At 24.2% G+C, this 16,545-nt stretch carries 17 protein-coding genes; 2 read left to right on the top strand and 15 right to left on the bottom strand.

The genetic code is table 4. The features are described 5' to 3' along the window. The first annotated feature begins 201 nt into the window (after positions 1–201). Positions 202–1,152, top strand: coding sequence for an IS30 family transposase (locus AACK95_RS06165; protein WP_338979845.1), 951 nt, complete (start codon positions 202–204; stop codon positions 1,150–1,152). A 94-nt stretch (positions 1,153–1,246) separates the two neighbouring features. Here the strand turns inward: AACK95_RS06165 and glyA are convergent, their stop codons facing one another. The 3 genes from glyA to AACK95_RS06180 form a co-directional block, all read right to left on the bottom strand. After that, positions 1,247–2,548 carry a serine hydroxymethyltransferase gene (gene glyA, locus AACK95_RS06170; protein ID WP_338979999.1) on the bottom strand — a complete coding sequence of 434 codons (1,302 nt, stop codon included), beginning with the start codon at positions 2,546–2,548 and terminating at the stop codon, positions 1,247–1,249. Positions 2,549–2,585: 37 nt separating this feature from the next. Further along, entirely contained in the window at positions 2,586–3,014 is a 429-nt protein-coding gene (gene rpiB / locus AACK95_RS06175; protein WP_174480264.1) for a ribose 5-phosphate isomerase B, read from the bottom strand. A 115-nt stretch (positions 3,015–3,129) separates the two neighbouring features. Beyond that, the gene (locus AACK95_RS06180; protein WP_338980000.1) at positions 3,130–4,080 is read right to left on the bottom strand and encodes an IS30 family transposase; all 951 of its coding nucleotides are present in this window, start codon (positions 4,078–4,080) and stop codon (positions 3,130–3,132) included. A gap of 220 nt (positions 4,081–4,300) precedes the next feature. Here AACK95_RS06180 and AACK95_RS06185 point away from each other — a divergent pair, with 220 nt between their 5' ends. Continuing rightward, positions 4,301–4,738, top strand: a complete 438-nt coding sequence (locus tag AACK95_RS06185; RefSeq protein WP_338977998.1) for a PPC domain-containing DNA-binding protein — start codon at positions 4,301–4,303, stop codon at positions 4,736–4,738. A gap of 53 nt (positions 4,739–4,791) precedes the next feature. On the opposite strand, the gene fba is transcribed toward AACK95_RS06185, so the two are convergent. From fba to AACK95_RS06245, 12 genes are all read right to left on the bottom strand, one after another. After that, a complete protein-coding gene (gene fba / locus AACK95_RS06190) occupies positions 4,792–5,661 on the bottom strand; it encodes a class II fructose-1,6-bisphosphate aldolase (protein WP_338958782.1) in 870 nt (289 codons plus the stop codon). 137 nt (positions 5,662–5,798) lie between these two features. Then, positions 5,799–7,403 (bottom strand): CTP synthase, encoded by a 1,605-nt coding sequence (locus AACK95_RS06195; RefSeq protein ID WP_338980001.1) that lies wholly within the window; start codon positions 7,401–7,403, stop codon positions 5,799–5,801. 36 nt (positions 7,404–7,439) lie between these two features. Further along, positions 7,440–7,847, bottom strand: a complete 408-nt coding sequence (gene rpoE, locus AACK95_RS06200; protein WP_338980002.1) for a DNA-directed RNA polymerase subunit delta — start codon at positions 7,845–7,847, stop codon at positions 7,440–7,442. A gap of 51 nt (positions 7,848–7,898) precedes the next feature. Next, positions 7,899–9,539: an arginine--tRNA ligase gene (argS, locus tag AACK95_RS06205; protein ID WP_338980003.1), complete on the bottom strand. Its 1,641-nt coding sequence runs from the start codon at positions 9,537–9,539 to the stop codon at positions 7,899–7,901. A gap of 83 nt (positions 9,540–9,622) precedes the next feature. Next, on the bottom strand, positions 9,623–10,714 hold the full coding sequence (locus AACK95_RS06210; RefSeq protein ID WP_338980004.1) for a hypothetical protein: 1,092 nt from the start codon (positions 10,712–10,714) through the stop codon (positions 9,623–9,625). Positions 10,715–10,977: 263 nt separating this feature from the next. Beyond that, positions 10,978–11,811, bottom strand: coding sequence for an HD domain-containing protein (locus tag AACK95_RS06215; RefSeq protein WP_338980005.1), 834 nt, complete (start codon positions 11,809–11,811; stop codon positions 10,978–10,980). Positions 11,812–12,207: 396 nt separating this feature from the next. Continuing rightward, positions 12,208–12,579 carry a hypothetical protein gene (locus tag AACK95_RS06220; protein WP_338980006.1) on the bottom strand — a complete coding sequence of 124 codons (372 nt, stop codon included), beginning with the start codon at positions 12,577–12,579 and terminating at the stop codon, positions 12,208–12,210. Positions 12,580–12,768: 189 nt separating this feature from the next. Continuing rightward, entirely contained in the window at positions 12,769–12,939 is a 171-nt protein-coding gene (locus tag AACK95_RS06225; RefSeq protein ID WP_338980008.1) for a helix-turn-helix domain-containing protein, read from the bottom strand. 72 nt (positions 12,940–13,011) lie between these two features. Next, complete coding sequence (gltX, locus tag AACK95_RS06230) at positions 13,012–14,484, bottom strand: glutamate--tRNA ligase (protein WP_338980010.1); 1,473 nt, start codon at positions 14,482–14,484, stop codon at positions 13,012–13,014. Between the two features lie 54 nt (positions 14,485–14,538). Continuing rightward, positions 14,539–15,225 (bottom strand): hypothetical protein, encoded by a 687-nt coding sequence (locus tag AACK95_RS06235; protein ID WP_338980011.1) that lies wholly within the window; start codon positions 15,223–15,225, stop codon positions 14,539–14,541. Between the two features lie 97 nt (positions 15,226–15,322). Further along, on the bottom strand, positions 15,323–15,982 hold the full coding sequence (locus AACK95_RS06240; protein ID WP_338980013.1) for a hypothetical protein: 660 nt from the start codon (positions 15,980–15,982) through the stop codon (positions 15,323–15,325). Positions 15,983–15,996: 14 nt separating this feature from the next. Continuing rightward, a complete protein-coding gene (locus AACK95_RS06245) occupies positions 15,997–16,500 on the bottom strand; it encodes a hypothetical protein (protein ID WP_252319777.1) in 504 nt (167 codons plus the stop codon). Positions 16,501–16,545: the final 45 nt, after the last annotated feature.

Below are 16,545 nucleotides of genomic sequence, written 5' to 3' on the forward strand. Positions count from 1 at the left end.
ATCATTTAATTATATTTACTAGAATTAATTAAACATAGTTATTTTTGTAAGTTACACAGATTACTAAACATTACCAAATTAAAGATTCAAAAAAATAGCTGAATTATACTTGTAAGTGCAAGTAAATAAAATTGCAAAAAATTCTCATATAAAAATTTCATAATGCTAAATTTAGTTTAGAAAAAAGTAAGGAGTTTTTATATGAGTTATAAACATCTTGGCATAGATGAAAGGATTTATATTGAGAATCAATTGAAATTTAAATTTAAAATTAGTGAAATAGCTAAAAATCTTAATCGAAGTATTAGTACTATTATTCGAGAAATTAATAGAAATAAAGATAATAATCATTATTTTTCATTAATTGCACAAAATAAAGCTGAAAATCGAAAACAATCACATATTAGTTTTCATAAGTTTAAAAATAAGAATTTAGTAAAATATGTACAACAAAAATTACTATTAGGTTGATCACCTGAACAAATTTATGGCAGAATTAAAAATTTTCATAAAGAGTGAGTTATTAGTTTTAAAACAATTTATACTTGAATTTATTTTGGAATGCTTGATAAAGTTACTAGTAAAAATTTAAGAAGAAAAGGTAAAAAACGAAAATCTAAAGAAAATCGTGGCAAGTTTAATGGTAAATCAATTAAAGAACGAGATATAAATGTTAATGATCGTATAACACTTGGTCATTGAGAAGGAGATACTATAGTATCATCAAGAGGCAAAAGCAAATCATGTTTAATAACTTTAGTTGAAAGAGTATCACGATTTACTTTAGCAATATTAGTTAAAAACAGAACTACTAAAGTTATTAATAAAAATGTCAGTTATTATTTATCAATTCTTCCTAAAAACATTGTTAAAACTATTACTTTTGATCGTGGCAAAGAATTTTCAAATTGACAACAACTTGAAAAAAATTTAAATGTAAAAATTTATTTTGCCAATCCATATTCACCTTGACAAAGAGGTACTAATGAAAATACTAATGGTTTAATTAGAGAAAAATTTCCTAAAAAATTTATTTTTTCAAAAACTAATAAAAATGAAGTTCATAAATTTATATTGTCTTTAAATCAAAGACCGAGAAAAATATTAAATTATCTTTCACCAATCGAATATTTGGATAGAAAAATAATTTAGTTGCACTTACCTTTACAATTTAGCAATAAAATAAGTTTTCTGTTAATTAACAGAAAACTTATTTTCATATTCCAAACATAAAATAATTATTTTATTATTGAGGTAATTTTATATTTTCATAAATGGGAAATTTATTTAAAAGCATATCAACTTTTTTTCTTAATTCATTTAAATCATCATCATTAATACCCTTAGGTAATTTTCAAGCACTAATAATAATCTTTCCTAATTCAATAAACTGCTCTTCTTTAAAACCTCTCGTTGTCATTGCTGGACTACCAAAACGAACACCACTAGTAATAACAGCTGGTAAAGGATCAAAGGGAACACCATTCTTATTAGCAACAATATTAATCTTTTCTAAAATATCAACAGCTTCTTTACCATTTAAACCGTTAATATTAGTAACATTAACAGTTAATAAATGATTATCAGTTCCACCCGCCACTACATGAAATTTTGCATCAAGAAAAGTTTTCGCTAATGCTTGAGCATTTTTAATTACTTGCATTTGATAAGTTTTAAATTCTGGCGTTAATGCTTCATAAAAAGCTTGTGCTTTTGCTGCAATAATATGTTCCAATGGCCCACCTTGATTACCGGGAAATACCGCACTATCAATTTTCTTTTTTAATTCTTCGGTGCAAAGAATAGCACCACCACGTGGTCCTCTTAATGTTTTATGAGTTGTTGTTGTTGTAATATCAGCATAACAAATAGGATTTTGATGTAATCCAGCAGCAATTAATCCAGCAATATGCGCCATATCAACCATTAAATATGCTCCAACAGTATCGGCAATTTTACGAAACTTTGATCAATCAATAAGTCTTGAATAAGCACTAGCTCCTGCTACAATAATTTTTGGTTTACATTTTTTAGCAATTTTTAAAATTTCATCATAATCTAAATATTCATCCTTTTTACTTACACCATAATTAACACCGTGATAAATTTTACCAGAAAAATTAATTTTATAACCATGAGTTAAATGACCACCGGCATCAAGTTCCATACCAAGAATAGTATCACCTGGACGTAATATAGCAGCATATGCTTCAGCATTAGCTTGACTACCAGAATGAGGTTGTACATTAGCATGAAAATTACCTTTTTTACATTGACCTGGTTTATGATTACAATTAAATAATTGTTTAAAACGCTCTATTGCCAAATTTTCAATTTTATCAACATTTTCGCAACCATTATAATATCTTCTGCCCGGATAACCTTCTGCATACTTATTAGTTAATATTGTTCCAGCAAGTGTAAGTACAGCTGGTGATACATAGTTTTCTGAAGCTATTAATTCAATATGATTTTGTTGACGTTGTCATTCATCTTTCACAATTTTTTTTAATTCTGGGTCAAGACTCTTATTAAAAGATTTATCCATTTTTAAACATCCTCTCTTTAATAATTTAATAGTAAAATTATTTTAGTTTTGCAACTCTTAATTGATGTCTTTTTTCATCACTTGTTTTAGTATTTAAAAATAATTTCACAAGTTCTACTGCTTTATAATCAGAAATAATTCTAGCACCTAGTGCTAAAACATTAGCGTCATTATGAAGCCTTGCCAATCTTACTGTTTCTTCTTCATAGCAAAGGGCACAACGAACGCCATTAATACGATTGGTAGCAATGCTAATACCAATACCAGTACCACAAATTACAATACCAAAATCTGCTTTTTTACTAACAATAGCATTAGCAACATTAAAACCAAAATTAGGATAATCAACAGGCTCACTGCTATTTGTTCCTAAATCTAAAATTTGATAGCCTTCTGTATGTAAAAATTTAATAATTGGTTGTTTAAATTCATAAGCGGTATGATCATTACCAATAGCAATTACTAAACCATTAGTTTTCAACTTTATCACTTCCTTAGTTTAAATATTAGTTTTATTATACCTATTAATTTTAAAATTAATATATTTTCTTTTTAAAATTAAATTGTAAAGGTAAGTGCAACTAAATTATTTTTCTATCCAAATATTCGATTGGTGAAAGATAATTTAATATTTTTCTCGGTCTTTGATTTAAAGACAATATAAATTTATGAACTTCATTTTTATTAGTTTTTGAAAAAATAAATTTTTTAGGAAATTTTTCTCTAATTAAACCATTAGTATTTTCATTAGTACCTCTTTGTCAAGGTGAATATGGATTGGCAAAATAAATTTTTACATCTAAATTTTTTTCAAGTTGTTGTCAATTTGAAAATTCTTTGCCACGATCAAAAGTAATAGTTTTAACAATGTTTTTAGGAAGAATTGATAAATAATAACTGACATTTTTATTAATAACTTTAGTAGTTCTGTTTTTAACTAATATTGTTAAAGTAAATCGTGATACTCTTTCAACTAAAGTTATTAAACATGATTTGCTTTTACCTCGTGATGATACTATAGTATCTCCTTCTCAATGACCAAGTGTTATACGATCATTAACATTTATATCTCGTTCTTTAATTGATTTACCATTAAATTTACCACGATTTTCTTTAGATTTTCGTTTTTTACCTTTCCTTCTTAAATTTTTACTAGTAACTTTATCAAGCATTCAAAAATAAATTCAAGTATAAATTGTTTTAAAACTAATAACTCACTCTTTATGAAAATTTTTAATTCTGCCATAAATTTGTTCAGGTGATCAACCTAATAGTAATTTTTGTTGTACATATTTTACTAAATTCTTATTTTTAAACTTATGAAAACTAATATGTAATTGTTTTCGATTTTCAGCTTTATTTTGTGCAATTAATGAAAAATAATGATTATTATCTTTATTTCTATTAATTTCTCGAATAATAGTACTAATACTTCGATTAAGATTTTTAGCTATTTCACTAATTTTAAATTTAAATTTCAATTGATTCTCAATATAAATCCTTTCATCTATGCCAAGATGTTTATAACTCATATAAAAACTCCTTACTTTTTTCTAAACTAAATTTAGCATTATGAAATTTTTATATGAGAATTTTTTGCAATTTTATTTACTTGCACTTACAAGTATAATTCAGCAAAATAATTTTTATTACAAAAAGAAAAATATTTTTTCCTATAATAATCAAATTTAATCATTATTGCTATTAATAAATATGTTAAAATACTGCTAAAAGAAAGGTGAGATTCTTATTATGAAAATTAAAAAAATGATCGGAAATAAGTATGCATTAATTATTGAAAAAGATGAAATGATTATTAAAACTTTAGAGCAATTTGCTATTAAAGAAAATATAGGAATGGCACAATTCCAAATGATTGGTGCTATTACTAATGTCACTTTAGGCTATATTCCTAAAAAAAGTACTGATTATGTAAAAAAAACTTTTCTTGAACAATATGAATTGTTATCAACAATTGGAACAATCATTTGAGATGAAAAAGATAGAAATAAACCAATTATTCATTGCCATACTACTTTTGGTGATGATAATTTTAACGTAATTGGTGGTCATATGTTAGATGCGAAAGTTGCTATTAAGGCTGAAGTAATAATTGATATTTTAAGTAATGAAAAAATATCACAAGTTATTGATAATAAAAGTAATTTTCATATTTGAAATTTATCTTAATTTAAGGAAAATCTTAAAAAAATGGTCATATTATTATTAATATGACCATTTTTTTAAGATTTTCCTAATGAACCAAATTCTGTTAATAATTCTTTAGCTTTAAGTTTAATTGCTTCCATTCCTGGCTTAAAAATTTTTCTAGGATCAAACCCTTTATCTTCATTAAGTTTTCCTTCCGTAACATATTTTTCAATAACTGCGGCGAACACTTCTTGTAATTCAGTATTAACATTAATTTTACTAATTCCTAAATTAATAGCTTTTTTAACCTGATCTTTTGGAATTCCAGAACCACCATGTAATACCATTGGCTTATTTGAAGCTACTGATAAATTTTTTAACACATCAAAATTTAAACCATCTCAATTTTTAGGATACTTTCCATGAATATTATTTATTCCGGCTGCTAAAAAGTCAATTCCTAAAGCTGCTAATGATTTACAATCTTCCTCACTAGCAATCTCACCACTACCAATAACTCCATCTTCTTCACCACCAATAGTACCTGCTTCTGCTTCAACAGATGCATTTTTTTTCTTAGCATAAGCAACTACTTCTTTGGTACCTTTTATATTTTCATTAAAATCTAAATGAGAACCATCAAACATAACAGAACTAAAACCAGCATCTAATGCTTTCTTACAAGAATCTACTGATTGACCATGATCTAAATGTAATGCCACTGGAATAGTAATATTTAAATCATTCAATAGCGCTAAAGTCATACTAGCAACTGTGTTAAATCCACCCATGTATTTAATAGCACCTTCTGAAACACCTAAAATAACAGATGATTTAGTTTCTTGTGCAACTTCAAGAATAGATCTTGTTCATTCTAAATTATTAATATTAAAGTGAGCAACGGCATATTTACCTGCTTTTGCTTTATCAATCATATTTTTTGCACTAACAAATTTATTCATTTCTTTTCCTTCTTTCTTAAAATATTATAACCTTATATTATATATTTTCATAAAAAATCTAGTTGCATATATATTTTGAGAATATACAATTCATAAAAATTATAACAATTTTAAAATTAAATTTTCTTACTTTATCATTATTTTTTAATAATACTTTTAATTAATCCTAAAAATAAAGGATTTGGTTTATTAATTCTTGATGTGAACTCAGGATGAAACTGACTTGCAATAAAGAATGGATGTACTTCTTTTGACAACTCAATCACTTCTACCAAATCTTCTTTATTATATATACCACTAAAAATTAATCCATTTTTTGCAAGTAATGTTTTATAACTATTATTAAATTCATAACGATGACGATGACGTTCAATAATAATAGTTTGTTTATAAAGAGATTTTGCTAATGAATCATTAATTAAAGTGGTTGGATAATTACCCAATCTTAAAGTTCCCCCGATTTGATCATTTTTATTTTTGCCACGTAATAAATCAAAAATAGGATTTTTAGTTTTTTTATTAAATTCAGTAGAATTAGCATCTTGTAAATTACATACATTACGAGCATATTCAATACAAGCTAACTGCATACCTAAACATAATCCCAAGAAAGGAACTTTATTAACTCGAGTATAATTAATTGCATTGATTTTGCCTTCAACACCACGATTACCAAAGCCACCAGGAACAATTATTGCTTGGAAAGGAGAAAGCATAGAATTAATGTTTTTACTATCTAAACTTTCAGCGTTAATAATTTTATAATTAACTTTAGTATTAAGACTATAACCTGCAATTTTCAATGATTCAATTACTGATAAGTAAGCATCACTTAAATTCGAATATTTTGCCACAATACCAACAGTAACTTCTTGATTAATATTATCTAACTTTTTAACAATTGTATGTCATTCTGACATATCTGGTTTAGTTTTATTTAATTTTAATAATTCTGAAACTACTTCATCAATTTTTTGTTGTTCTAAAGATAATGGCACTTTATAAATATTATCACAATCAGGAATTGCTAAAACATGCCTGCGTTTAATATTACAAAATAAAGATAATTTATCAAAAATATGATCGGGTGGCATAGTTTCACTACGACAAACCAAAATATCAGGTTGAATACCTAATGATAATATTTCTTTTACTGAATGTTGACTGGGTTTCGTTTTAAATTCACCAACCGAATGTAAATAAGGAATTAATGTAGTATGAATAACAATAACATTTTCATGACCTTTTTCGTTTTTAACTTGTCTAATGGCTTCAATAAAAGCTAATGATTCAATATCACCAACTGTTCCACCAATTTCGGTAATAATAACATCAGCCTTACTATTAATTGCGGAATTAAAAATATGTTTTTTAATTTCATCAGTAACATGTGGTACAACTTGTACAGTTTTCCCTTCATAAAAACCATCGCGTTCCTTTTTTAAAACAGTTTGGTATACTTTTCCGGCAGTAATATTGGAGTCTCTAGTCAGATTTTCATCAATAAAACGTTCATAATGACCTAAATCTAAATCAGTTTCAGCACCATCACTAGTTACATATACTTCACCATGTTGATAAGGACTCATAGTACCTGGGTCAACATTAATATAAGGGTCAAATTTTTGCATAAAAATCTTAATATTTTTTTGCTTTAATATACGCCCAAGCGATGCTGCTGTAATTCCTTTACCTAAAGATGATACAACACCACCAGTAATAAATATATACTTTGAATTCATTAGTTTTCTCCTAAATATTAATTAATAATATCATTATTATTCATCATCATAATTATCTTCTAATGGTTGAATACTAATGGTATTTAAATCATCATCTTCATCTTCTACGTCTTCACTTAAATCTATAGTTTCATCATTATCTGTAACTGTTTCAGTACTATCAATTTCTTCTTTTGTATTACTTGGAATTTCTACTCTTGTCATATGTTCTTTAATTTCCTCTAATGAGACTTCATTACGTGGATATCAAAGTTTATCATTTTTTAAGAAAAAATTGGTATTTAAAATAATTCCAGTATAAAGTTCACCAGCAATTTTTTCTTCATCTTCTTTAGAAATATTACATTGTTTTTTAACATGTGTTCAAATTTCATTAAAACTGCTTTTTTTCTTTTTGCATAAAAAACTATATGCTACTTCTACTAATGTTTGTTTGTTTTGCATTTCTTAATCACCTTCTAAATTGTATATTATAAATAATAAAAAATATATTTTTTACATCTTTTTAGGCGCATCCACACCAATTAAATTTAAAGCATTTGCCATTATTTGTTTTATTGCTAAAACTAATGTTAATCGTTGAATTGTTAATTGTTGATCTTCACTAATAACTTTATATTTATTATAATAAGAATGAAATAACTTAGCTAATTTTTGAATATAATTTGTAAGCAAATGTGGTTGATGCTGTTTTTCAATTTTTTGCAAAATAATTATATATTCATCTAATGTAATCAATAATTCTTTTTCCTTTTGTTCTGTTAATAAATTAATACTATTTGCAATTTCAAATTTTGGATAATTCTCTATAATTTGATTTATACGCGCATGAACATATTGAGCATAATAAACAGGATTTTCGTTAGATTGTTGTTTAGCAAGTGCTAAATCAATATCAAGATGTGATTCAACTGATCTTGATACTAAAAAATAACGTAAAGCATCCTTTCCAATTAAATCTATCATATGTCTTAAAGTTATTGATGTTCCTGCTCTTTTTGACATTTTTTGTTCTTTACCATTATCAATAACCTTTACCATTTGCATACATAAAATATCAAGTTTAGTGGCATCATTATTAAGCATATATAATCCCGCTTTAATTCGTGGAATATAGCCATAATGATCTGCTCCTCAAATATTAATTAACATATCACTACGTTGAAATTTAATATGATGATAAGCTAAGTCAGGAAGCATATATGTATAAGTTTTGTCTTTCTTAACAATTACACGATCTTTATCATCTTCAAATAAAGTAGTTTTTAAAAAAATAGCACCATCAAGTTGATAAGTATTGCCTTGCATTTCAAATTGTTTGATTAAATTAGAAATAATATTTTCTTTATATAAAAATGATTCAGAAAATCAAATATTAATTTTAACTTTAAATTTTTTTAAATCTTTTTTAATTTCTGAAAGTATATAATTAATACCAAATTCTTTAAAAATTAAAGAAGAAGTTTCATCAAAAGGTTTATTTGCAAATTTATTACCATTTAATTTCAAAAATGATTGTGCAGCAGCTAAAATTTCAGAACCACGATAACTTTCTTTTGGTAATTCAACAGCATTGCCACAAAGATTTTGATAATTTATGAAAATTGAATTGGCCAAAACATTAATTTGATTACCAGCATCATTAATATAGTATTCTCTAACTATATTATATCCTCTATGTTCTAATATATTAGCTAAACTAGCACCAATAGCCGCATTTCTTGCATGTCCTAAATGTAAAAGTCCGGTTGGATTAGCACTAATAAATTCAATATTATAAGTAATATTTTTTTTATTAGATTGACCATATAATGATTTCTCATTAATAATTTTCATTAATAATAAACTAAATACTTCAACATTAATATTAATATTAATAAAACCAGGAGTAATATAATCAATTTTTTTAATTAATGGGTGTTTCTGATGAATATTTTTAACTATAATTTCAGTAATGTCTAATGGTTTTTGTTTATATTTTTTTGCTAATATCATTGCTATTGATGTAGAATAATCACCTAAGTCATTATTTTTATTAATTTCAATAACAACCTGATTCAATTCTATTTCATAATTTGCAAATGCTACTGCATCAAGAATAATAGTAGTGAGTTCATTAATAACATAACTGTCCACAGTTCAGACCCCTTTCAATATCTAAAATATTATACTCATACATTTAATTTATATCATATAAAAAAGTAAAAATAAATACTTTTTTATAAAAGTTGTTCAATTGTATCATTAACATACTGTATAAATCCAATTCTGATTAAAAATTCCAAAATAGCAACATCATTGTAATTTAAATCAATTAATTCTTGATAGTTACCAAAAATTTGATTATCAAGCACATTTCTTAATTTATCATTAATTTTTTTTGGATCATCTTCGATTTTAATTCCTGAAACTTTAACTAATTCTAAATCAATTTTTTTTTGCATTTTAACTTTAGTATTATCATCTTTATATAATTCTATTAATTTTAAATATAATTCTTGTAATAAACTTAAAGCCTTGACAAAATTACTTAGTAATTCTTGTTCATTAATTATATACGAATTTAAATTATGAAAATAATTATGATTTATCTCAGCTTCATATCTTGCTGCTTGACCGCCAGGATTAATTTGTTCAAAATAACGCAAACGTTCTCTTAAGTTTAATAATATTTTACTCATTTCCTCACTTTCAACTCTTGTAGTACTAATTAATTTAATCAATCGTATTAAATTATGAAAGTTAAATTTTTTCTTACTAGCTGAAGGTTCAACTTGAATATATTTTCTTAAACAATGCTTTAATTTTAATTCTAACGATTGATATACTGAAAAAAGAGTAATATGAAAATTATCATATCCAATCCCTTTTTTAATATTTAAAATAGCGTTAACTGCATACATATTAGCGCGATCATTATTATTACCCAAAACATTAGTTAAATGCAAAGTTCTTGGAAACTTATTAATCATTGTAAGTAATGTTTCTTTAAATTTAATTTTTAACGTATTATCTTTAAATTTAATTTGATTTATTTTAACTGATTTTAAATCATTATATTCATTACCTATTATAAGGTAGGCAAAAATAGAAAAATAAACAATTACTTTTTCTTTAAAATTTATTCAAGTAAAATTTAAAGTTTTAATAGCATTTTCTATTATTTCTTTATTAATTAATACACCCAATATCACTATTACTTCTTGCGTTGCTAAATGATACTCATGTGAATTTAAGTAAAAATCTCCTGGCGTTAAATCTAAAATATTTGGATACTCAAAAATTTTATTAATTGATTTTAAAATTTTCATAATTACCTCATTTTATAATACTTTTAAATTTCTATTTCTTTTTTAAAAAATAAATTGTATTTGGTGCTTTAATTGGATCTTGCAAAATTTGTGAGATTTTTTCTAAAGTAATATATTCTTCGTTTTTTGTTTTAATAATAATTGGATCTTTTTTAAAATAATAAAGTACATTTTTTAAATCTTGTTTAACGCCAATAACATTAGTGTTATAGTATAATTAATAATATCTTGCATTAACTTAATTAAAGTAGCATCTGTTCAATTTAAATATGTTTGTATTTCAACACTTTTTCCCTCAAAAATAGCAATAAAATCATGAATATTGACTTTAATAATTTTTGTAAATTAAGATCAAAAAGAATTCCGCTTTTATGATAATAAACTTGAGAATACATATGGAACCTTGTGATTAAATAATTTTCAATAGCAGAAATTGCCTTGTATGAAAAAACTAAACCCTCTTTAATATCAATTATCATATTCGTAATAATTCAATCAATATCAATACTTCCATAACCAACTCCTGTAAAATATCCATCACGCATTAAATAATCAATACGATCACAATCTAATTGCGATGATACCAATTGAATTTGATATTTAGGATAATTTTTATAATCCTTCTTAAGGATACCAATAATAGCATTAATATTAATATTAAATTGTTTTAAAATCATGTTAATTTCAGTACTATTATCATTAATAATAGCACAAGTATAATCTTCATAAGTAAAATTTTCTTTTTTATTAACATTAAGGTTTATGATTTTTTCAAAAGTGTGTGAAAAAGGACCGTGTCCTAAATCATGTAATAAACCAGCAATTTTAATGTTTGTTTTTTCCTCTTTAGTTAATAAAGAAGAACCTTCAACTTCACTAAGAACACGATTTAATATATGGTAAACACCGATACTATGAACATATCTAGTATGAGTTGAATTAGGAAAAGCAATTTGCACACCACCAAGTTGATTAATTCATCTTAATCTTTGAAATTCTTTACAAGATATTAACCCCTGAATAACGGGTTCGCTGATATTAATATTTTTGTGTATAGCATCACGAATAAAAGTTACTTTATAATTATTGCTTGACATAAATTTTAACCTCTCATTAATATCTTATAAATTTTAGGTATTATTAATTTTTTATTTTAATAGTAACATAATATAAAATTTTTCTTCTATTTTAGTAATTATTTTGAGTAAAAAGAACAATTTTATAATTTTTATTTATAACAAAAGCAAATATGCTAAATTGTAAAGGTAAGTGCAACTAAATTATTTTTCTATCCAAATATTCGATTGGTGAAAGATAATTTAATATTTTTCTCGGTCTTTGATTTAAAGACAATATAAATTTATGAACTTCATTTTTATTAGTTTTTGAAAAAATAAATTTTTTAGGAAATTTTTCTCTAATTAAACCATTAGTATTTTCATTAGTATCTCTTTGTCAAGGTGAATATGGATTGGCAAAATAAATTTTTACATCTAAATTTTTTTCAAGTTGTTGTCAATTTGAAAATTCTTTGCCATGATCAAAAGTAATAGTTTTAACAATGTTTTTAGGAAGAATTGATAAATAATAACTGACATTTTATTAATAACTTTAGTAGTTCTGTTTTTAACTAATATTGCTAAAGTAAATCGTGATACTCTTTCAACTAAAGTTATTAAACATGATTTGCTTTTGTCTCTTGATGATACTATAGTATCTCCTTCTCAATGACCAAGTGTTATACGATCATTAACATTTATATCTCGTTCTTTAATTGATTTACCATTAAACTTGCCACGATTTTCTTTAGATTTTCGTTTTTTACCTTTTCTTCTTAAATTTTTACTAGTAACTTTATCAAGCATTCCAAAATAAATTCAAGTATAAATTGTTTTAAAACTAATAACTCACTCTTTATGAAAATTTTTAATTCTGCCATAAATTTGTTCAGGTGATCAACCTAATAGTAATTTTTGTTGTACATATTTTACTAAATTCTTATTTTTAAACTTATGAAAACTAATATGTGATTGTTTTCGATTTTCAGCTTTATTTTATGCAATTAATGAAAAATAATGATTATTATCTTTATTTCTATTAATTTCTCGAATAATAGTACTAATACTTCGATTAAGATTTTTAGCTATTTCACTAATTTTAAATTTAAATTTCAATTGATTCTCAATATAAATCCTTTCATCTATGCCAAGATGTTTATAACTCATATAAAAACTCCTTACTTTTTTCTAAACTAAATTTAGCATTATGAAATTTTTATATGAGAATTTTTTGCAATTTTATTTACTTGCACTTACAAGTATAATTCAGCATTTAAAATTTAATTTAACATTATTAATAATGGTATCATAACCTAATAGTTTAATGGTGCTAACTAAATCAGGTCCATGCATTTGTCCTGTTGTAATAATTCTAATTGGCATAAATAATAATTTACCGTTAACATTAGTTTCTTTTTTAACTTCATTAATAATGTTTTTAATATTATCACTAGTTCAATTTTTACAATCAATAATCTTTTTAATAAATGCTGTACAAACTAAGTTACATTCATTATCATTCAAAAAAGTCTTTGCTTCTATATCTACCTTAAAATTATTTTTAAAAAATAAACTTACCAATTCATTAATTTGACTACCATATTCTAACTGTGATTGATAAATTAATAATACTTCTTTTCATCATTCAATAGTTTTGCTATTTCAATTATATTTTTCTTTAATAAAAGGTGTAACTAAAGCTAAGTATTGTTCAACATTTAATCTTTTAATATAATAATTATTCATTCACACTAATTTTTCTGGATCAAACATACTTGGTGCTTTACTTAAATATTTTGGGGTAAATAATTTAATTAATTGTTCTTTAGTATAAATTTCTTTTTCTTCATGCGAACTTCATCCTAATAAAGCAATAAAATTAAAAATTGCTTCTGGCAAATATCCTTCTTTACGATATTGATGAATAAATTGGATAATGCTACCATCACGTTTTGATAATTTTTTACGTTTATTATTAACAATTAATGTTAAGTGGGCAAAAATTGGCATTTTCCAATTAAAATATTCATAAATAACTAATTGTTTTGGTGTATTTGACAAATGTTCTTCACCACGAAAAACATGACTTATTTCCATTAAATGATCATCAATAACAACAGCAAAATTATAAGTAGCCACTCCATTTGATTTAATAATAATATAATCTCCTAAATCTACTGAATTAAATTCAACATTACCACGAACTAAATCTTTAATTTTATAACTTTTATTAGTGGGAATTTTAACTCTAATAGCATATGAAATTTTATTTTGTAAATTTTCTTCAATTACAGACTGCTCTAATTTTGAACATGTTCCATCATACTGGAAAGCTAAAATATTTTTATCTGCTTGTTTCTTACGCATTTCTTCTAGATATTGAGGTGTACAAAAACAATAATATGCTTTTTTTTCTTTTATTAGTATTAATGCATGTTGAATATATATATTTAAACGTTCAGTTTGTTTATAAGGACCATATTTACCTGGTAAATCAATAGTTTCATCAGGAATTATTCCCATTCAACGTAAATTATCTAATTGTGAACTAATTCCATCTTCAATATTACGTTCTAAATCAGTATCTTCAATTCTAACTATAAAATCTCCTATGTTATTTTTTGCAAATAAATAATTAAATAATGCTGTTCTAGCACCACCAATATGTAAATACCCAGTAGGACTAGGTGCATATCGTACACGAATTTTCATATTTTCACCATCTTTATTTAATTTAAGATTTTTTAATCTTATTAACTTTTTTTTCTACTTTATTAGTCTTTTTTTAGAATTTAATTTTTTATTATTATTTTTAGAGGATTTCATTATTTTTTTACGATTAGTTTTAGATTGTAATTTTTCATTTACTTCTTCATCAAGAAAAATTGTAATAGTCTGTGTATCATTTGGATCAAATTCATTAGAACTTGGTAATGGTTGTTTTAATTCTGGTTCAAAATCAATTGCTGCTTCAATACGTTGACGATAAAAGTGATATGTTTGAACATTAATTAAATTTAATTTAAGTAATAAAATAACTGCTGCAACAAGTAATGCAAAATAAAAACCAAAAATTGATCAAACAATAGTTGAAGAAACTCAATTTTTATAATAAAAGCTTGGTACTTCAATCGTTCCTCCTCTATTAGGTATTATTTGTGCACTATCATTACTTCATTCACAATAAAGCAATTGACCAGAAAAACTTATCAAAAATCCAACAACAAAAATTATAAAGTTTACAACTAAAAATACAAATTTAAAACGAGGAGATTTTTCAAGAAAAACTCTTGCCGTAAAAATACAACTAATCAAACCGAAACTGCTTACAACTAAACCTATTACTGGTAAATAATAAATTGCAGTATAACTTGAAGGATTAAAACTTGGTGAAGGTTCTGCAATTTCAAAACCATAATAATATAAATCTTTTAAAGCTGTATTTTTTGACAAAGCAATTAAAAAAAATAATTCATAAATAATAAATATGCTTAATAATAAATAAAAACTAATAAACCACCAATTACGAATTCTCATAAATCTGCCCCCCTTATTTAATATTCAAAGTTTTTTTACTAAATTCCTTTTCTTGTTTTTTAATTTTTTTTAATTCTTGTTTTCTAATTCGTCTTTGTTTTTTTTCCATACTTCTAGTAGTATAAATTTCATAATCTGAGTTCATAAATGTAAACTTTCTACGCATAATTCAAAAAAATAGTTGTGTAATCAAAATTAAAAAAAGACTAAAAATAATAAATATTCTTGCAATAATTGGATTAATTCAATGATAATTTTCATTATATAATATTCCAGATTGTGAAATATAAGTTAATTGTACTTCTGAACTTAACATTACACTAAGAATTAATAATCAAAAAGCAGTATAAAACATTCTACTGCTATACTTTGAAGAGACAATACTAACTCTAGGAGCAAATATTAATAAAATCATACTTACAGTAATTGCAATTAAACAAACAATTGGAGCATAAAATAAATTCAAAATAGGATAATTAAAATCAGTAAGTTTTACATTATATAATTTATATTTTGATACATTAATAGCAGCAAATAAAGAAAAAATAAAAACTGATAAAAAAAGAACTATTGATATTGCCAAATAAACAAAATATGCATTTTTAGTCTTTTGTTCATATGGAATAAAATATGTTTCTTTGTTTTTAATATTATCTAAATCTTTAATTTTCATTATTTTCACCTACTTTATTTTTCATTAGGCAATTCTTCAACTACTAAAATTAAAATAATCGCTGCTATTACTTCACATATTCATACAATTAATGATATTAATGAAAAAAATAGTAATACTGGTATTGATCAAAAAACTAGACTACCGCTTAACATTAATGTTGATAATATTAATGTTGAAATAGCAGTAATTCTAAATGAAGATTTCTTTTTAAGTTTCTTTGCTGGTATCATAAAACAAATAATACTAACTAAAATTGCAATTCCAACATATGATAATGATAAAGCTAATTGCAGTTTACTAAATTCAAACCCCATTTTTTGCCCAACAAATGCATTAACTATTAATAGTATTAAAAAAGCAATACTACCAATAATTTGCACAATTGGTGATCAAAAAAGTAAAGCCCTTGAAACTTTTATTTTATTAAGAACATCAAACTTTTTAGTTTTTTTATTTGGAACATAATTGTTTTCTTGAATGTCAGAATCAGGATTTTGTAAATTACTTTTTAACATAATATTTTTTTCCTTTCTTGCTAGTATATTTTCAAATTAATTATA

The sequence above is a fragment of the Spiroplasma endosymbiont of Lasioglossum malachurum genome (genome assembly GCF_964020065.1).
Lineage (GTDB): Bacteria > Bacillota_I > Bacilli_A > Mycoplasmatales > VBWQ01 > Spiroplasma_E.